Here is a 17,697-nt window from a genome sequence, read left to right as displayed (position 1 = left end):
TGCTAACGAAAATCGCGTGATCTGCTCGGCATCCGCAGATCCATGGGCTCGAGGTGGTCGGCGAGGAGCGTGACCACTCCTTCGGCGTTCTGGAGCCGACCACGGACGAGCAGGGCAGGTGCGGTGTGGGCCACGGTGCGGTAGCGCGCCCACAACCCCACCGAGCACACCACGTTCACCATCCCGGTCTCGTCCTCGAGGTTGAGGAAGGTGACACCGGCGGCGGTTGCAGGTCGCTGCCGGTGGGTCACGGCCCCGCCGACGAGTATGCGCGTCCCGTCGGGGACCTGCGGCAGTTCCGCGGCCGGGATCACCCCGAGTTCGTCGAGCCTCTTCCGCAGGAACTGCGTCGGATAGCTGTCGGGCGAGATTCCCGTGGCCCAGACGTCGGCGGCGGCGAGTTCGAGAGCGCTCATCCCCGGCAGGGCCGGAGCAGGCACCGTCCCGACCCCGGGAAGCCGCCCGGGGCGTTGCGCCGCCGCCGGAGCCGCACCCCAGAGGGCTTCGCGGCGGGTGATGCCGAACGAGGAGAACGCTCCCGCGGTGGCCAGCGCCTCGATCTGCGCCGTGGTGGGACCGACGCGGGCGGCGAGATCGGCGGGTGAGGTGTACGGGCCGTGGTCGCGACGTTCGGCCACGATGCGTTCGGCGAGGTCGTCGCCGATGTTCCGCACCGTGGCCAGGCCGATCCGGACCTCCCGGCCTTCGTTCTCGAGGGTGGCGTGCGCGAGGCTCGCCGCGATGTCGGGGCCGTGGACGACCACACCGTGACGTCGGGCATCGGCGACCAGCGATTGCGGCGAGTAGAAACCCATCGGCTGAGCACGCAGCAGACCCGCGCAGAACGCTGCGGGATGGTACAGCTTGAACCACGCCGAATAGAACACAAGCGAGGCGAAGCTCTGCGAATGACTCTCGGGGAAACCGAAATTCGCGAAGGCGTAGAGTTTCTCGTAGATGCGGTCGGCAACGTCGCCCGTGATGCCGTGCAGGTCCCGCATGCCCTGATAGAGGCGTCCCCGCAGACGCTCCATCTTCTCCGTCGACCGTTTCGATCCCATGGCGCGACGCAACCGGTCGGCCTCCGCCGCGGTGAATCCCGCGGCGTCGACGGCCATCTGCATGAGCTGTTCCTGGAAGAGCGGAACGCCGAGGGTGCGTTCGAGGGCCTTCTCGAGGCACGGATGGTCGTAGGTGACGGGTTCGAGACCGTTGCGCCGCCGGATGTAGGGGTGCACCGAACCGCCCTGGATCGGGCCGGGCCGGATGATGGCCACCTCGATGACCAGATCGTAGAAGCAGCGCGGCTTCAACCGCGGCAGAGTGGCCATCTGCGCCCGCGACTCCACCTGGAAGACACCCACCGAGTCGGCGCGGCACAACATCTCGTAGACCCCCGGCTCGGAGAGGTCGAGGTGCGCGAGATCGACTCGGATGCCTTCGTGTTCGTCGACGAGGTCGATCATGTAGTGCAGCGCGGAGAGCATGCCGAGGCCGAGCAGATCGAACTTCACGAGACCCGCTGCAGCACAGTCGTCCTTGTCCCACTGCAGAACGGTGCGTCCTTCCATTCGCGCCCATTCGACGGGGCACACGTCGGCGACGGGCCGGTCGCAGATCACCATGCCGCCCGAGTGGATGCCGAGATGCCGTGGGAGACCTTCGATCTGTTCGGCGAGATCGAGAACCGTCTCCGGGATCCGTTCGTCGGTCTCTACCCGCACCCCACCCCACCGGCCGATCAGCTTGCTCCACGCGTCCTGCTGTCCCTGCGAGTATCCGAGAGCACGGGCCATGTCGCGGACGGCGGAACGACCGCGGTAGGTGATGACGTTCGCGACCTGCGCCGCATTGATGCGGCCGTACTTGCGGTAGACGTACTGGATCGCCTCCTCGCGCCGGTCGGATTCGATGTCGAGGTCGATGTCGGGTGGGCCGTCGCGTTCGGGCGACAGGAAGCGTTCGAACAGCAGCTTGTTGCCGACGGGGTCGACGTTGGTGATGCCGATCGCGTAGCAGACCGCCGAGTTGGCGGCCGATCCTCGTCCCTGGCAGAGGATGTCGCTCCGCTTGCAGAAGTCGACGATGTCGTGGACGACGAGGAAGTATCCCGGGAATCCCAGCCGGCCGACGACGTCGAGTTCGTGTTCGATCTGCCGATAGGCGTCGGGGCGGCGCTCGACCGGACCGTAGCGGCGACGCGCCCCGTCGTAGGTGAGTTCGCGCAGCCAGGTGAACTCGGTGTGCCCGTCGGGAACATCGAAGGGCGGCAGTTTCGGGGCGACGAGACGCAGATCGAAGGCGCATTCACGACCGAGTTCGGCGGCATGGTGCACGACACCCGGAAAGGCCTCGAACAGCCGCGTCATCTCCTCCCCCGACCGCAGGTGCCCGCCTCCGGTCGGGGGGATCCGGCCGACGGCGTCGTCGAGGCTCTGCCGGTCGGAGATCGCCGCCACGGCCATCGCCAGACGTCGCCGATGGGGATGCGCGAAGTGCGCCGCCGTGCTCGCGATGCACGGAATGCCATGTCGCGCGGCAAGTTCGAAGAGGGCTGCGTTGCGTTCGTGGTCGTCGGGATATCCGTGACGGGTGAGTTCGACGGTCACGCGGTCGGCACCGAACCGGTCGACGAGATCGAGCAATGCTGCTTCGGCGGCGGGGATCCCGCCCGTGGTGAGCGCCTGTCGCAGGTGCCCCCGACGACAACCGGTGAGGATCTGCCAGTGCCCACCGGCGGCGTCGGTGAGCGCGTCGTAGTCGTACCTCGGGTTGTTCTTCTCCCCTCCTGCGAGGTGGGCGTCGGCGATCTGCCGCGACAGGCGTCGATAGCCCTCCTGACCGCGGGCGAGGACGAGCAGGTGCGCATCGTCGAGGCCCAGCTCGGCTCCGAAGACGGTGCGGATGCCGAGTTCGCGTGCGGCTTCGGCGAATCGCACCGCTCCGTACAGTCCGTCGTGGTCGGTCACCGCGAGGGCCTCGAGTCCGAGTCGTGCCGCCTCCTCGGCGAGTTCCTCCGGCGTGGAGGCACCGTCGAGGAAGCTGAACGCGGAGTGGGCGTGCAGTTCGGCGTAGGGCACGACCGGTCCTTCCGGACGTCGGACCCGCGCCTCGTACTCGGTGCGGGTGCGCGACCACGCCGGGCTGTCGCCCCCGTCGCCGGGATGTTCGGCATCGCGGCGGGAAGTGCCGGGTCGTCCCGAGAGCACACGCTCCATCTCCGACCAGGTCGGCGGCCCGTTTCCCCATCCCACTCCGACACCTCCTCGACCGGTTCAGTATCGCACATGCGTTCGAACACGATGCTCGAACACATGCAGTTCTCGTCGCGTCACACCGGGAGTCGGCGACGAGAACTGCACGATCGACTGCAACCAGGGGGTTGCATCATGGGCCAGCAAGTGCAACCCTGGAGTTGCATTCCCATCGAAGGAGGCAATCATGACCGACGAACTCGACCGCATCGAACGCGACATCACCATCGACGCCCCCGTGGACCGGGTGTGGACACTCGTGGCCGAACCCGGCTGGTACATCAACGACAACGAGTGGACCGAGCACCGCCTCGAACACGACGGAGATCTCACCACCGTGCACGATCCGGTCCACGGCGCCTTCGTCTTCCGCACCGTGACCCTCGACGAACCGCACTACGCGGCCTTCCGCTGGCTCGCCGACCACACCGATCCCGACAGCCCGTCGACCCTCGTCGAGTTCCGGCTCACCGCCCTCGACACCGACACGACCGAATTACGCGTCACGGAAACCGGATTCGACTCCCTGCCCGGCGACGCGAACGAACGCCGCACCCGCTTCGAGGAGAACTCCCGGGGCTGGACCACCGAACTGGAGATCGCCAAGCACCATCTCGAGAAGGACGGAAGCGTTGCCCGACGCTGAGTTCTCCGCCGACCTGCATCCCGTCTTCGCGGCCCTGGCCGACGACACCCGGTGGCGCATCCTGCAGCGACTGGGCCGATCCCCGGCGTCGGCGTCCGGGCTCGCGGCCGAGTTCACGGTCTCCCGTCAGGCCATCGCCAAGCATCTGGCGGTGCTCGAACGGTGCGGTCTCGTGACCTCCGAGCGCGCCGGACGGGAGATCCGCTTCTCCGCCGTCGGATCGCGGCTGAGCGCGGTCGGGCGTGCGATCGACGCCGTGGGGGCAGGCTGGGACCGCCGCCTGTCCGCGATCAAGAAGGCGGCCGAACGGCCTCAGTAACCCGCGTTCGGATCGACCCGGGCGATCAACTCCTCACCCGCGGCGAACCGGCGCACGTTCTCCTCGAGGGTCGGCGCGAACGTCTGCGTCAGCCGGCTGCGCGTATTGGCGATGTGCGGTGTGATCACGGCGTTGTCGAGATCCCACAGCGGATGACCGTCGGGCAACGGTTCGGGATCGGTCACGTCGAGGACCGCCCCGGCGATCGCACCGTCCCCGAGCGCCTTCACCAGCGCGTCGGTGTCGACGAGGTTGCCCCGCGCGACGTTCACGAGCCACGCCGACCCGGGCATCGCCGCGAGCGCGGCGGCGTCGACGAGATGATCGGTCTCGGCGGTCGCGGGTGCGGCGACGACGAAGTGATCGGCCATCGACCACACCTCCGACGTGCGGTCGGCCGGCAGCGTGACCTTCGCGCCGTCGACGGGACGGCCCGAACGATTGACCGCGACGACGGACGCGCCGAGGGCATGCAGGCGCGGGATCATCGCCCGGCCGATACCGCCGCATCCGACGATGGCCACGGTCGAGCCGTGGAGGGTCCGCACCCGCGGGTCGAGAACGTCCTTGGTCCACCGCTTCGCGGCAACCGAGGCGTGGAACTGCCGCAACCCCACGAGCAGCGCTCCCACCGCGTACTCGGCCACGTTGTCGGCGTACACACCGGACGCATTCGCCCACAGCCGCCGGTCGTCGATCACGCCCGCCCGGAAGAACGGTTCGATACCCGCGTAGGTGAGCTGCACCCAGCGCACCCGGTCGGGCAGATCCGGGAACTCCTCGGCGCTGCCGTCCCACACCAGGGCATCGGCCTCGTCCAGTTCGGAGAGGGTTCCACCGCCGGAGACGATCGCGGCGGCGAGGTGTTCGTCGTGGCCCGGTCCGAGATGAATACGCATGCCGCGACCCTAACCTCGAATCGTTCGCGGAGGGATGTCGAGAATCCGGAAGCGGCTCCGTCTCCTCCATGAACGCGGCCACAATGGGCCGTACCGCACGGAGGAGAACATCATGGCCAAGTACCTGCTGCTCAAGCATTACCGCGGCGCCCCGGCAGCGGTGAACGACGTCCCCATGGATCAGTGGGAGCCGGACGAGGTGTCGGCCCACATCCGGTACATGCAGGATTTCGCCGCCCGTCTCGAGAGCACCGGCGAGTTCGTCGACGCGCAGGCGCTCTCCCCGGAGGGCACCTTCGTCCGCTACGACGGCGAGGGGCGTCCCCCGGCCACCGACGGGCCGTTCCCGGAGACGAAGGATCTCATCGCCGGGTGGATGGTGATCGACGTCGACAGCTACGACCGGGCACTGGAACTGGCCGGCGAACTGTCGGCCGCGCCGGGAGCCGGCGGGAAGCCGATCCACGAATGGCTCGAGGTGCGACCGTTCATGTCCGAACCGCCGACCGTCACGGAGTGAGATATGGACGAGGCGTTGCTGCGCACGCTCGTCCCCACGGTGATCGGCATCCTCGTCCGCCGCGGAGCGGATTTCGCGTCGGCCGAGGATGCCGTGCAGGACGCGCTCGTCGAAGCCCTGCGGGTGTGGCCGGAGGATCCGCCGCGCGACCCGAAGGGCTGGCTGGTCGCGGTGGCGTGGCGCAGATTCCTCGACACCGTGCGCGCCGACGCGTCCCGTCGACGCCGCGAGATCCTCGTCGACGCCGAGCCCAGGCCCGGTCCGGGCACACCGGTGGACGACACGCTCGCGTTGTACTTCCTGTGTGCCCACCCGTCGCTCACGCCCGGGTCGGCGGTCGCGCTGACCCTGCGTGCCGTCGGCGGGTTGACGACCCGGCAGATCGCACAGGCCTATCTCGTTCCGGAAGCGACGATGGCCCAACGCATCAGCCGGGCCAAGCGCACGATCGCGGACGTCCGGCTGGATCGGCCGGGCGATGTCGCGACGGTGCTGCGGGTGCTCTATCTCGTGTTCAACGAGGGCTATTCGGGTGACGTCGACCTGGCCACCGAGGCCGTCCGGCTCACGCGCCGGCTGGCAGCGGTGATCGACCACCCCGAGGTGTCGGGTCTGCTCGCGCTGATGCTGCTCCATCACGCCCGGCGAGCAGCGCGCATCCGGCCGGAGGGCAGTCTCGTTCCCCTCGCCGAACAGGACCGCAGCCTGTGGGACACGCGCATGATCTCGGAGGGCGTGGACATCCTGCAGGCCGCGCTCGCCCGCGACCGGCTCGGCGAGTTCCAGGCGCAGGCCGCCGTCGCCGCCCTGCATGCCGACGCGCGTACCGCGGAGGAGACCGACTGGGTGCAGATCGTCGAGTGGTACGACGAGCTCCTGCGGTTCACCGACAACCCGGTGGCCCGCCTCAACCGTGCCGTCGCGGTCGGTGAGGCCGACGGACCCCACGCCGGTCTCGCAGCAATGGCCGAGCTCGACCCCACCCTGCCCCGGTACACGGCGGCCGCGGCGTATCTCCACGAACGCGCCGGCGACACCGCGACGGCGGCCCGGCTCTACGCGGAGGCCGCACACCTGGCGACCAGCGTGCCCGAACGCGACCATCTCGTGCGGCAGGCGGCACGTCTGCACAGCGTTTCCTGAGGTTTCGTCAGGGTTCTCCCCCACCACGAAATCCGGTGCCACGCCGGATGTGCCGGCAGTGTGGGAGAACGAGCATGGGTGGCGTGAAAATCCTGGTGCGTCTGCTCGCCATACCCTTCGTGCTCTTCATCGCGTTCGTGGCGATCATCGGCGGCCTGGCCGTCCACGCGTGGACCACGCGTGCGCTCGACACCACCGGAGGCGTCGAGTTCGACACCGCCCTGCGCATCCCTCCCGTCGAGTCGGGCACCGTCGACGCCGACGGCACGCGCGTGTTCGACCTGACCATGCAGCGCGGCACGACCGACCTCGGGCACGGTCCCGACACCCGGACGTGGGGAGTGAACGGCAGCTATCTCGGGCCCACCCTCCGCGCCGTGCGCGGTGAGAACGTGCGCGTGAACGTCACGAACGAACTCGGCGAGACGAGCACGATGCACTGGCACGGCATGCACCTGCCCGCGGCGATGGACGGCGGACCGCACCAGCCGATCGAGCCGGGAACGACATGGTCGCCGTACTGGACCGTCGATCAACCGGCCGCGACACTCTGGTACCACCCGCACCTGCACGGTTCCACCGCCGCGCACGTGTACCGGGGTGTCGCGGGCATGTTCCTGATCGACGAGCCCGGCACGTCGCCGCTCCCCCACGACTACGGGGTCGACGACATCCCCCTCGTCGTCCAGGACCGGAAGTTCGAGGGCGACCAGCTCGACGACAGCAACGCGATCTTCGCCGACGTCGGGACGCTCGGCGACGAGATCCTCGTCAACGGCACACCGCGCCCCTTCCTGGACGTCGGCACCGAGACGGTCCGGCTCCGGGTACTCAACGCGTCGAACGCACGTGTCTACAACTTCTCGTTCGACACCGGGATGCCGTTCCTCGTCGTCGGCAGCGACGGTGGTCTGCTCGAGGAGCCGCAGGCCGTCCGCAGCCTTCAGCTGTCGCCGGGTGAGCGCGCCGAGATCGTCGTCCGGCCGGAGCCAGGTTCGAGGCACGTGCTGCGCAGCACCCCGCCCGAGCTGAAGGCCGGCTTCTTCCAGGACCGCTTCTCCGGTGGTGACGACCGCATGGATGTCCTCGAACTGCGGGCAGCACCCGTCCTCGGGTCGTCGGCCGCGATTCCGGAGAGGTTGACGACCCTCCCGGAGCTCGGGGAGCCGAGCAACACCCGCCGCATCGATCTGACGTCGTCGACGACCATCAACGATCGCGAGATGGACATGGGCCGGATCGACGAGGTGGTCGTCGCCGGCACCACCGAACTGTGGGAGGTGACCAACGCCAGCGGCACGATCCACAACTTCCACATCCACGACGTGCAGTTCGAGATCCTCGGTATGACCGGGGTGAGTCCCGACCATCCGTCCCTGGCGGGGCGCAAGGACACCGTCTTCATCCCGCCTGCGGCGACGGTGCGACTGCTCGTTCCGTTCGGTAGCCACACCGATCCGGCGATGCCGTACATGTACCACTGTCACCTGCTCGAACACGAGGACAGCGGCATGATGGGACAGTTCGTGGTGGTCGGCGCCGACGAGGTGCACGAAGTGACGCAGGCGGGCGGCGCGGCCCACCATGCCCACGACGGCGGGTGAACCCGGTCACGTCCGGCAGGGCGGGGAATGGATCCCCGTCCACCCCTGTTGAGGAGTGTGGATCGGCGCGTCGCGTACGCCCCGGAGCCGATGAGAAACCGCCTTCGTGGAATACCGTCCGGCTGGAGCCACGTTGCGCACCGTGCCGTGAGGCATCCGGCGCGTCGGTCCACCTACTTCTTTCCCTGCACTCCGGCCCCGGTCCGGCCGAGCAGGGTGAAGCCCGCCCGTTCCACGCCAGTACAGTTGCCGATCGTCACAATCGTCAGCGGAACCGGGAGTGGGCATGAGTCGCTGGGCCGAGATCGTCGTCACCAGGAGCCGATGGGTACTGGCGATCGTGCTGCTCGTCGTGCTCTTCGCCGGCGCGTGGGGCGTCGGGATCTTCGGCAAGCTGACCGGCACGGGCTACTACGACCCGAACAGCGAGGCCGTCGAGGTCGAGCAGATCATCTACGAGAACTTCGGGTCGCAGGCCGCGGACATCATCGCGCTGTACACCGCGCCCGAGGGACGCACGATCGACGACATCCGTCCCGACATCGAGAGAACCCTCGCCGGGTTCCAGGACGCGGTCCCCGCCGAGTCGATCCGGACCTACTGGACCGCTCCCCCTCCGATGAACCAGCTGCTGCTGTCGACCGACCAGCGCAGCGTGGGCGCCTCGATCACGCTCGGCGCGAACTCCGGACTGACCGCCGCGACCTTCCCCGACGCACTCGACCTGCTCGAGGTCCCCGGTGTGGAGTCGCAGTTCGCCGGCAACACGGTGGTCGCGATCGAGTTCACCGACACCCTCGAGAGCGACCTCGTCCGATCCGAACTCATCGCGGTACCCATCACGCTGGTGCTGCTGGTGTTCATCTTCGGCGGTGTCATCGCCGCTGCGGTCCCGGTCTTCGTGGGCGTGCTCGCGATCTTCTCGTCCCTCGCCACTCTGCGCCTGCTGTCGAACTTCACCGAGGTGTCGTCGTACGCGCTGAACATCACGTCGCTGATCGGCCTGGGTCTGGCCATCGACTACGGCCTGTTCATCGTCAGCCGCTACCGCGAGGAACTCGCGGCCGGTTCGGACGTCGCGTCGGCGGTCAAACGCACGATGGCCACCGCCGGTCACACCGTGATGTTCTCCGCCGCCCTGCTGGTCTGCGCGTTCGCGGGCATGCTCGTCTTCCCCCAGACGGTGCTGCGGTCGCTCGGTCTCGGCGCCATGGCCGCCGTCCTCGGTGCCGCCGTCCTGTCGCTGACCGCCGTCCCCGCACTGCTGACGATGCTCGGCCACCGCATCAACGCGTGGACCTGGGACCGTGAGACCTCCACACGCGCCGAAGCGCGGGCGCGCCGGTTCTGGGGTGGGGTCGTCCGCAAGGTCGTGCGCCGTCCCGCCCTGATCGCCGTGGTGATCACCGGTGGTCTGCTCGTGCTCGCGTCGCCCGTGGTGGAGGCCCGGTTCGGGGAGATCGAGTACACCGCACTGCCCGAGGACAGCCCGGCCCGGGCGGCCACCCAGACCCTGCTCGACGAGTTCCCGAGCACCGGCAACGGCGCGACACTCGTCCTGCGCGGCGAGAACGGGCAGGCCCCGGACAGCACCGCTGTCCGCACGGTGTCCACCGAGATCGCCAAGATGGACGGCATCTCGCAGACCGTCATCGTCGGACAGGAATCCGACGTGGTGGTTCTCCAGGCGCTCTACGCGCAGGGCGTGGACGGCACCGCGCGGGCGAGCGAGATCACCGGCGAACTGCGTGCCCTGGACGTGCCGGACGGCACCGATCTGCTCGTCGGCGGCGGCCGGGCCCTCGTCGACGACGCCAACCAGGCGGTCTCGGATTCGCTTCCCTGGATGATCACGATCATGGTGCTCTCGACCCTGGTGTTGCTGTTCCTGGCCTTCGGGTCGGTGGCGCTGCCGATCAAGGCGGTGCTCATGGCGGCATTGAGCCTCGCCGCGACCTTCGGTGTCCTGACCTGGGTGTTCCAGCTGGGACACGGCGCCTCGTGGCTGCACGTCGTTCCCTCGGCGATGGAGCCGACCTTCGTCGTCCTCATCCTCGCGGTGGTGTTCGGCCTGTCGACCGACTACGAGGTGTTCCTCATGTCGCGCATGATGGAGGCCCGCGCGGCCGGGGCGACGACGGTCGAGGCCGTCGAGTACGGCATTTCCCGCACCGGACGTGTCGTCACCGCGGCCGCACTGCTGCTGATCGTGGTCACCGGGGCCTTCACCATCTCGGGTCTGTCGATCATGCGCTTCCTCGGCGTCGGCATGATCGTCGCGCTGATCATCGATGCGACGATCGTGCGCATGCTGCTCGTGCCGTCGTTGGTCAAGCTCATGGGCGAGGCCAACTGGTGGGCACCGGCGTGGATGAAGCGCGTGCACGCGAAGGTCGGCCTGGGACACTAGACCGAGGTCGGGTTGTCGTCCGGAGCGTCGCTACAGCGGCGTGATCGTCGTCGCGACGACGGGGCGCGCCGGCTTGGCGGCGGCACCGCAGCTCGCCGGCCGAGCCGGTAGTTCCGAGGTCTCCACCCCGACCCGCCACGCCCGGCCGTCGCGATGACGCACGACCTGCTCGTCCCCGTCCTCGACCGTCACGGCGTCGATCGCGAAGTCGGCGATCGCCTCGCGAACTGCGATCTCGGCGGCCTGCCCGGCCGCACTCCAGGTGCTGCGACCCCGCAGCCCGCCCGCGTACACGTGTCCCTTCCGTGCCTCGCGGACCGCGGCGAGGCTGCCGTCCGCGTCGAGCCGTCCGTAGGTGTAGCCGGTGGGAAGCATGATCATCGACGGCGCGAACCGGTGCCCGCCGGTGTGCGAACACTCCCACACGTCCGGCCCGAACTCGGAGGTGAGAGCGGCCGCGATCGGACGCCCCAGCACAGCGCAGCACCGGTCCCGTTTGCCGTGAGCGCACACCAGGGCGATCGGATCCTGCACCGCGGCGCCGATACCGGGAGCCGGACCCGCGACCACGCGAGGAACGATGTCGAGCAACTCCGCCGGATCGGTGATCTCGAGCCGCTCGCACCAGGTGTTGTCCGGCTCGGAGCGGGCCAGCAGGACCGTCCGGGTCTCGCGCACCACATCGCGGCCCGGCCTCCGGATGAACAGGATCCGCACGTCCGCAGCCTTCGCCCGGGCGGACAGCTCGTCCGACAACTCGGTGCCGAGCGCGGTGCCGTCGAGCACGTCGCGGCCCCAGCCCGACGGCACCTCGAGGCACACGTAGCCCGGCGCGGTGGCGGCCGTGCCGGGCAGCGGCTCGTCGAGGGCGGACAGTGCGGAGCAGGTGGGAGCGGCAATCATGGTCACGCGGACATTGTGGCCCGGATACTCCCCCGACGGCTCGGCAGCCCGCGTCGTACGTCAGCCGCGGCGCAGGCGCCGCCTCGCCGCGCCACCCCACATCCGCAGGAATCCCTGCGACAGATACGCGAAGCTGCCCAGCGCCAGCACCCACTTGGTGACGCTGACGGTGGAGGTGACCCGGACCGTCCGATCGTCGATGCGGGTGCGGTGATCCAGCAGGTACAGGCCGACGACGTTCTCCACGTAGTCCCCCGCCGCGGCGACGACCGGTGCCGTCATCAGGATCCGGCGCGTGCGCGGCGACAGCGGACGATGCTTGTCGAGTGAGCGCGCACCGGCCCGCAGCGCGATCGCGAAGGTCGCCGGGTGCACCATGTCCCAGTAGTAGTGCCGCCGGTAGCGCTCGATCTCGTCGGGACCGAGGTCGTCGAGGATCTTCCGGTACTTCGAGGCCGAGAAGGTGGTCTGCACGGCGCCCACCGTCGGGGCCGTGGAGCCGAGAACCCGACCGATGTTCGCCTGGGACACGAGGAAGACTGCGGCGGCACCGATGAGGAAGCGGTCCGCCCGGGTGAGTGTCATGCTCGTGATGCTAGGGGTAGAGAATCCGCGACCCGACGGAAGGGAGACCCGTGCAGATCACCGGAGCAGTCCTGGAGGAGATCGGACGTCGACGGCGGTACGCGGAGTCCACTCCGCTCAGCGTCGACCTGCTCGAACTCGACCCACCGGGACCGGGTGAGGCGCTGGTAGAGATCGAATGCGCCGGTGTGTGTCACTCCGATCTGTCCGTGGTGGACGGCAACCGGCCTCGTCCGGTGCCGATGCTCCTCGGGCACGAAGCGGCCGGGCGCATCGTCGAACTCGGTGACGACACCACCGGATTCTCCGTCGGGGAGCGGGTGGTCATGACCTTCATGCCCCGCTGCGGCGACTGCGAGGGCTGCGCGAGCAACGGCATCCGTCCCTGTGTTCCCGGATCGGCCGCGAATGCAGCGGGAACCCTGTTGTCCGGTGCGCGGCGACTGCACCGCGACGGGACCGACGTCCACCACCACCTGGGTGCGTCGGCCTTCGCGACCCACGCCGTCGTCGACACACGGTCTCTCGTCGGTGTCGGCGACGACGTCCCCGCCGAGGTCGCCGCGCTCATGGGCTGCGCCGTGCTGACCGGTGGCGGCGCGGTCGTCAATGCCGCCCGGCCCCAGGCCGGGGACACGCTGGTCGTCGTCGGCCTCGGCGGCGTGGGCATGGCCGCGCTGCTCGTGGCGCTGGCCCACGACGACGTCACCGTCATCGCCGTCGATACCTCCCCCGACAAGCGCGACACGGCCCGCTCGCTGGGCGCCGAACACGTCCTCTCGCCGGACGAGGCCGTCGAGCAGGGTGTGAAGGCACGGCTGGTCGTCGAGGCCGCGGGAAGCGTGCCCGCGCTCGCCACGTCGGTCGCGCTCACCGGACCGGGAGGCACCACGATCACCGTCGGACTGCCCGCACCCGACGCCCGGCTCGAGGTGTCGCCCGCCGCCCTCGTGGGCGAGGGCCGCTCACTGGTCGGCAGTTATCTCGGCTCCGCGGTCCCGGCCCGCGACATCCCGCGGTTCGTGGGGATGTGGCGTGAGGGACGGCTGCCGGTCGAGCGCCTCGTCACCGACCGTCTGCCGCTGGGCCGGATCAACGAGGCGATGGACGCCCTGGCCGACGGAGCCGCCCTCCGTCAGATCCTCACCATGGATTGATCACGCATCCGATCACGCGTCTCAGATGTCGTAGTCCACGACCACCGGTGCGTGATCGCTGATCCTCCGGTCGGGCGCCGGATCGCGGTCGGTTCCGGCGGAGATCGCGGTCCGGGCCAGTCGCGGCGTAGCGAGGTGGTAGTCGATCCGCCACCCCGAGTCGGACGCGAACGAGTCGCCCAGCCACGACCACCACGAGTAGGGTCCGTCGACCTCGGGATGCTGCCGGCGGACGACGTCGACGAGCGTGCGCGGCGACAGCAGCGAATCGAGCCAGGCGCGTTCCTCCGGCAGGAAGCCCTCCGCCTGCCCGCGACGACGCCAGTTGCGCACGTCGTAGCGGGTGTGGGCGACGTTGAAATCACCCATGACGAGGAACTCCCGGCCCTGGGCGCGTGCCGCGAGGCGGGTGCGGGTCAGCTGCCGGGCGAAGGCGGACAGGAAGCGCATCTTGCGCTGGTAGCGCACCCCGCCGTCCGGTTCGTCGCGCATGCGCCCGGGCTTCTGGAGGTGTGCCGGGAGCCCACCCTTCGGCAGGTACAGCGATGCCACCGTGACGGGTGCGTCGGCGAGGTCCACCTCGACGTACCGTCCCTCGTGGGCGAATTCGGCCAGTCCGCGTGCCAGCGGTCCCCGATCGAAGTCGATCCGGTCGACGTGTTCCTCACCGGGAAGCCGCAGCAGAGCGGTGCCGCTCCAGGTGCGCACAGCGGCCGGCTCGTGGAGGGTCAGGATCCCGACGCCGTTGCGGCCGGGAAGGGTGCCCTCGTCGTAGGCGAGGTGGTACTTGCCGAAGACACCCTGTGGGATCGCGGCCGCCGGAGCGCGGACCTCCTGCAGGGCCACCACGTCGGGGTTGCGCTCACGCAGCCAGTCCTCGAACCCGCGTCGCTGTGCGGCACGGATTCCGTTGATGTTGAAGGTCGCGATGCGCACGATCGTCCAGTCTAGGCAACCGATCGATCCGTGAGGAACGGGACGACCGCCGCTGCGAAATCGCGGGCACGGTCGCGGTGGATGCTGTGCCCGCACCCGATCTCCCGCACGGATGCCGCGGGCAGCGCGTCGACCGCCGCTGTCAGGAGGCGCGGGTCGACCATGCTGCCGCGCCGCACACCACGCAACAGCAGAGTGGGGGTGGTGAGCGACGGAAGATGCTGCCACCATGTCGGATTCGGCGTGTGGAACTGGGCGACGACCGAAGGAGTCATGGAACGGTCGAAGGCGGTGACCGCCCGGGGATTGAGCGCCATGCTGGTCGCGGCGTGCCACAACTCCACGGGGGTCGGACGGTGCGCGGGCACCTCCGGCACCGGATCCCCCTCCCGCAACGGCAAGGGCGTCTCCTCCAGGACCAGCCGCCGGACGAGACCGGGATGCTGTTGCGCGACCAGCGATCCCACGTGACCGCCGAGCGAGTGCCCGACGAGGTCGACCGCATCGACGCCGAGGTGGGCGCACAGTCCGGCGACGTCGGCGGCGAACTCCCCGAAGCGGTACGAGGCGGCCCGGCCACTGCGTCCGTGTCCGCGCAGGTCGACGGTGATCACCCGTCGGCCCGTCTTCACCAGGGACGCGGCGAAGCGGGTCCACGTGCGCCCGTCACCACCCAACCCGTGTACCAGCAGCACGGGTACAGGACGGGCGGCGACGGGCGTCACGAATTCGCGATCTGCCGTGAATTCGCGATATGCGATGGCGACCCCGTTCGGCGCGGCGGTGAGGACCGGAGATCTCATGATGTTCGAGCCTACTCAGTCGTAGACGCCCTCCACCCGCCAACCGTCGGCACCGAAGAACACCAGCAATGCCCGTGATTCCTCGAGCAGCACCTGCAGGCGGGCGGCGCACCGAGCGGCGGCCGGATCCCACCAGTACTCGTCCACCGGCCACGGACCGGCCCATCCGATCACCGTCCAGCTGCGACTTCCCCATCGCAGCCGAGCAGGTGACCCGCTGAGCAGACCGCGCTCGGTCACCGAGACCGGATTCCCCACGTCGTCGTCCAGACGGATCACGGGAGGTGTAGGCAACACCAGCGCGGGAGCCGGAGGCGGCAGCCGGCCCGGCCAGGGTGCGTCCGGGTCGGAGTGCGGTATCGCCTCATCGCCGACGGGCACGAGGACGATCCGTTCGGTGGGTCCTCGGCCGCCGCCGAGCACTCCGATCCGGACGGCGTCCGCACCGAGCAGGCCCTGCGCCCGGACGAGCGCCCGACGTGCCCGTTCGTCCTCGTCGCCGACACCACCCCACAACCCGAGTTGCAGCGCACCGGCAGCCACGACCTCGACCGGTTCGAGCCGCAGCAACACGATTCCCGCCGTGGGCCGGTTCGTGTTGCGGCCGGTGAGCCACCCGTCGAGCTGCCACCGCACACGGTCGGCCGTGCCCTCGGGAGTGAGCGGCTCGGCACAACGCCAGGTGCGCGAGAGTTCCTCCCCGGCCCCGGTGCGCGCCGTCACGAGCAACCGCGTGCACGCGACTCCCGCTGCCGCGAGCCGGGTGTGGAGCAGTTCGGCGAGTGCGCGACCGGCGAAGGCCGCTGCGTCGACCCGCTCCACCGGCGGGTCGCAGGGATGTTCCACCGTCAGATCCGGAGGGATCGGCCGACCCGAAGGGGGACGTTCCGGCAGCCCCCGCGCGCTCCGGTGCGCAGCGACGACGTCGGCGTCGAATCGTGACGCCACGTCGACCGGGGACAACGCAGCGAACGCTCCGATGGTGCGAATACCGAGACGGCGCAACAGGTCCACCGTGTCGGTCCGTCGAGGAGCCGCCAGCGCCGGTTCCACCGCGAGATACGAGACGGGCAACGGTGCGAGGAACTCGGCGCACTGTCCCGTCGGGACCAGCGCGTTGCGTCTCGCAGCGAGCACGGCGGTGGACAACTCGTCGGCGACACCGACCTGGCATTCCATCCCGGTCGCCGCGACCGCGTCGATCAGGGCCTCCGCGGCGGCCTCCTCCGAGCCGAACCACCGGACCACACCGCGCGCGGCGAGCACCACCAGGCCCGGGCGCAGCACCTCCACGCCCGGGGCCACCGCATCGATCGCGGCCACCACCGTCTCGAACGTCCTCGCCTCCAGATCCGGATCCGAGCGGGCCACGTGCAGTTCCGGGCAGCGGGCCTGGGCCTCACGCCGCCTCAGGCCGCGCCGGACCCCCGCGGCCCGCGCCGAGGCCGAACAGGCGACGACGCGATTCGCCGAGACCACCGCGATCGGGACGGTCGCGGGCAATTCCGATGCGGTGGCGACGGCCACCGCGGGCCAGTCGGGACACCAGAGCGCCACGACCCGCGCGGGCGCCCACCGAGGGGACGAATCGTTCACCGGATCGTTTTACGGAAACGCCCGTCCTCCAGCCGATTCCGCTCCTCGCTGGTCCACTCGACGGCACTGCGGTCGGCGCACACCTCGACCCGGGTGGCGCGCGGGGGGAACGCTCGCCCGTGGGCCCGGACCGACAGCCGGGTCGCGCACAGCCGGTCCCTGCCGGGACCGTCCACCCCCCGATATCCGTCGACCCGCGCCTCCAGGCGCACATGGGCCCCCTCCCAGCGACCGTCCGTGACCACGAGGACGGACTGCTTGCTCCGCGCCCGGGCGGCGACCGCGCGGGCACGGGACGGGGACACCGACGCCCCACCGAGCCCCAGCACCACCAGGTCGATCCCGTCGAGCAGCACCGCGGCGATCTCCACGGGATCCGGTCCCGGATCGGGGATCACCGCCAACCGGTGCAATCGGGCGCCCATCTCCGCGGCGGCGAGCAGGCCCAACCGGCGCTGACCGATCACGGCGGCGTATCCGCCGGAGGCCGTCACGGACGCGAGCATCCCGAGGAGAATCGAGGTGGCACCGGAGACGGAGACGACGCTCCCCCGCGCCAGGCCGCCCTGCGGTAACAGTTCCGCGAGAGGATCCGGGACGGGCAGGATGCGGTCGGACGTGGTTCCGACCCCGCCTCGCGCGACGGACTGCCCCTCGCCACGTGCCGGCACCGCCGCGATACGACGCCGCAACGCCTCGATTCGTTCCGCGCGACCCGCTTCCTCGTCGCCCACCGGAAATTCGGCCACCTCGCCCACTGTCACCCCTGTCATCCGCCTGCCGCCTGACACACACGACCGGCCGACCACGGGGAAGTCGTGGCCCGGCTCGAACTCTATTCGAACATACTTTCGATCTTCATCAAGTAGACCCGACCTCCCTCCCTTCCGTCAAGTCGACACGCCACCCTTCCGAGCGAGGA

15 protein-coding genes are annotated in these 17,697 nt (G+C 69.7%); 7 read left to right on the top strand and 8 right to left on the bottom strand.

Annotated features, from left to right (window positions below):
* Nucleotides 1-2: 2 nt before the first annotated feature.
* Nucleotides 3-3,254 (bottom strand): error-prone DNA polymerase, encoded by a 3,252-nt coding sequence (locus A8G18_RS10770; protein WP_064063849.1) that lies wholly within the window; start codon nt 3,252-3,254, stop codon nt 3-5.
* Between the two features lie 187 nt (nt 3,255-3,441).
* Between A8G18_RS10770 and A8G18_RS10765 the strand changes: the two genes are divergently transcribed.
* Together A8G18_RS10765 and A8G18_RS10760 are read left to right on the top strand one after the other, a co-directional pair.
* Nucleotides 3,442-3,900 (top strand): SRPBCC domain-containing protein, encoded by a 459-nt coding sequence (locus A8G18_RS10765; RefSeq protein ID WP_064063848.1) that lies wholly within the window; start codon nt 3,442-3,444, stop codon nt 3,898-3,900.
* Nucleotides 3,887-4,219 (top strand): ArsR/SmtB family transcription factor, encoded by a 333-nt coding sequence (locus A8G18_RS10760; RefSeq protein WP_006550100.1) that lies wholly within the window; start codon nt 3,887-3,889, stop codon nt 4,217-4,219. Before A8G18_RS10765 ends, A8G18_RS10760 begins: the two co-directional genes overlap by 14 nt.
* On the opposite strand, the gene A8G18_RS10755 is transcribed toward A8G18_RS10760, so the two are convergent.
* Nucleotides 4,213-5,118 (bottom strand): D-isomer specific 2-hydroxyacid dehydrogenase family protein, encoded by a 906-nt coding sequence (locus tag A8G18_RS10755; RefSeq protein WP_064063847.1) that lies wholly within the window; start codon nt 5,116-5,118, stop codon nt 4,213-4,215. The genes A8G18_RS10760 and A8G18_RS10755 overlap by 7 nt on opposite strands.
* Nucleotides 5,119-5,230: 112 nt before the next feature.
* On the opposite strand from A8G18_RS10755, the gene A8G18_RS10750 reads away from it, so the two are divergent.
* The 4 genes from A8G18_RS10750 (at nt 5,231) to A8G18_RS10735 (ending at nt 10,795) form a co-directional block, all read left to right on the top strand.
* Nucleotides 5,231-5,638, top strand: a complete 408-nt coding sequence (locus tag A8G18_RS10750) for a YciI family protein (protein ID WP_064063887.1) — start codon at nt 5,231-5,233, stop codon at nt 5,636-5,638.
* Between the two features lie 3 nt (nt 5,639-5,641).
* Nucleotides 5,642-6,781, top strand: a complete 1,140-nt coding sequence (locus tag A8G18_RS10745; RefSeq protein WP_064063846.1) for an RNA polymerase sigma factor — start codon at nt 5,642-5,644, stop codon at nt 6,779-6,781.
* A 74-nt stretch (nt 6,782-6,855) separates the two neighbouring features.
* Nucleotides 6,856-8,385 carry a multicopper oxidase family protein gene (locus A8G18_RS10740; protein ID WP_064063845.1) on the top strand — a complete coding sequence of 510 codons (1,530 nt, stop codon included), beginning with the start codon at nt 6,856-6,858 and terminating at the stop codon, nt 8,383-8,385.
* 286 nt (nt 8,386-8,671) lie between these two features.
* Nucleotides 8,672-10,795: an MMPL family transporter gene (locus A8G18_RS10735; protein WP_064063886.1), complete on the top strand. Its 2,124-nt coding sequence runs from the start codon at nt 8,672-8,674 to the stop codon at nt 10,793-10,795.
* A 30-nt stretch (nt 10,796-10,825) separates the two neighbouring features.
* Here A8G18_RS10735 and A8G18_RS10730 read toward each other — a convergent pair whose 3' ends face one another.
* On the bottom strand, nt 10,826-11,698 hold the full coding sequence (locus tag A8G18_RS10730; RefSeq protein WP_064063885.1) for a ferredoxin family protein: 873 nt from the start codon (nt 11,696-11,698) through the stop codon (nt 10,826-10,828).
* A 60-nt stretch (nt 11,699-11,758) separates the two neighbouring features.
* Nucleotides 11,759-12,283, bottom strand: coding sequence for a hypothetical protein (locus A8G18_RS10725; RefSeq protein ID WP_064063844.1), 525 nt, complete (start codon nt 12,281-12,283; stop codon nt 11,759-11,761).
* A 50-nt stretch (nt 12,284-12,333) separates the two neighbouring features.
* On the opposite strand from A8G18_RS10725, the gene A8G18_RS10720 reads away from it, so the two are divergent.
* Nucleotides 12,334-13,440, top strand: coding sequence for an alcohol dehydrogenase catalytic domain-containing protein (locus A8G18_RS10720; protein WP_064063843.1), 1,107 nt, complete (start codon nt 12,334-12,336; stop codon nt 13,438-13,440).
* 21 nt (nt 13,441-13,461) lie between these two features.
* Here the strand turns inward: A8G18_RS10720 and A8G18_RS10715 are convergent, their stop codons facing one another.
* Genes A8G18_RS10715 through A8G18_RS10700 form a run of 4 tightly spaced genes read right to left on the bottom strand, consistent with a single transcriptional unit; the run spans nt 13,462 to nt 17,533 of the window.
* Nucleotides 13,462-14,376, bottom strand: a complete 915-nt coding sequence (locus A8G18_RS10715) for an exodeoxyribonuclease III (protein ID WP_064063842.1) — start codon at nt 14,374-14,376, stop codon at nt 13,462-13,464.
* An 11-nt stretch (nt 14,377-14,387) separates the two neighbouring features.
* Nucleotides 14,388-15,179, bottom strand: coding sequence for an alpha/beta fold hydrolase (locus A8G18_RS10710; protein WP_064063841.1), 792 nt, complete (start codon nt 15,177-15,179; stop codon nt 14,388-14,390).
* Between the two features lie 15 nt (nt 15,180-15,194).
* On the bottom strand, nt 15,195-16,775 hold the full coding sequence (locus A8G18_RS10705) for a DNA polymerase Y family protein (RefSeq protein ID WP_064063840.1): 1,581 nt from the start codon (nt 16,773-16,775) through the stop codon (nt 15,195-15,197).
* Complete coding sequence (locus A8G18_RS10700) at nt 16,772-17,533, bottom strand: hypothetical protein (protein ID WP_064063839.1); 762 nt, start codon at nt 17,531-17,533, stop codon at nt 16,772-16,774. Before A8G18_RS10700 ends, A8G18_RS10705 begins: the two co-directional genes overlap by 4 nt.
* Between the last annotated feature and the right edge of the window lie 164 nt (nt 17,534-17,697).

The sequence above is a fragment of the Rhodococcus gordoniae genome (genome assembly GCF_001646655.1).
Taxonomy (GTDB): Bacteria; Actinomycetota; Actinomycetes; order Mycobacteriales; family Mycobacteriaceae; genus Rhodococcus; species Rhodococcus gordoniae.
Note: the sequence above shows the minus strand (reverse complement) of the source record. Positions and strands in the feature narration are given on the sequence as shown.

Coding starts and splice junctions, on each gene's coding strand:
- A8G18_RS10740 (WP_064063845.1), top strand. CDS start 6,856: ATGGGTGGCGTGAAAATCCTGGTGCGTCTGCTCGCCATACCCTTCGTG.
- A8G18_RS10750 (WP_064063887.1), top strand. CDS start 5,231: ATGGCCAAGTACCTGCTGCTCAAGCATTACCGCGGCGCCCCGGCAGCG.
- A8G18_RS10735 (WP_064063886.1), top strand. CDS start 8,672: ATGAGTCGCTGGGCCGAGATCGTCGTCACCAGGAGCCGATGGGTACTG.
- A8G18_RS10725 (WP_064063844.1), bottom strand. CDS start 12,283: ATGACACTCACCCGGGCGGACCGCTTCCTCATCGGTGCCGCCGCAGTC.
- A8G18_RS10765 (WP_064063848.1), top strand. CDS start 3,442: ATGACCGACGAACTCGACCGCATCGAACGCGACATCACCATCGACGCC.
- A8G18_RS10730 (WP_064063885.1), bottom strand. CDS start 11,698: ATGATTGCCGCTCCCACCTGCTCCGCACTGTCCGCCCTCGACGAGCCG.
- A8G18_RS10745 (WP_064063846.1), top strand. CDS start 5,642: ATGGACGAGGCGTTGCTGCGCACGCTCGTCCCCACGGTGATCGGCATC.
- A8G18_RS10755 (WP_064063847.1), bottom strand. CDS start 5,118: ATGCGTATTCATCTCGGACCGGGCCACGACGAACACCTCGCCGCCGCG.
- A8G18_RS10710 (WP_064063841.1), bottom strand. CDS start 15,179: ATGAGATCTCCGGTCCTCACCGCCGCGCCGAACGGGGTCGCCATCGCA.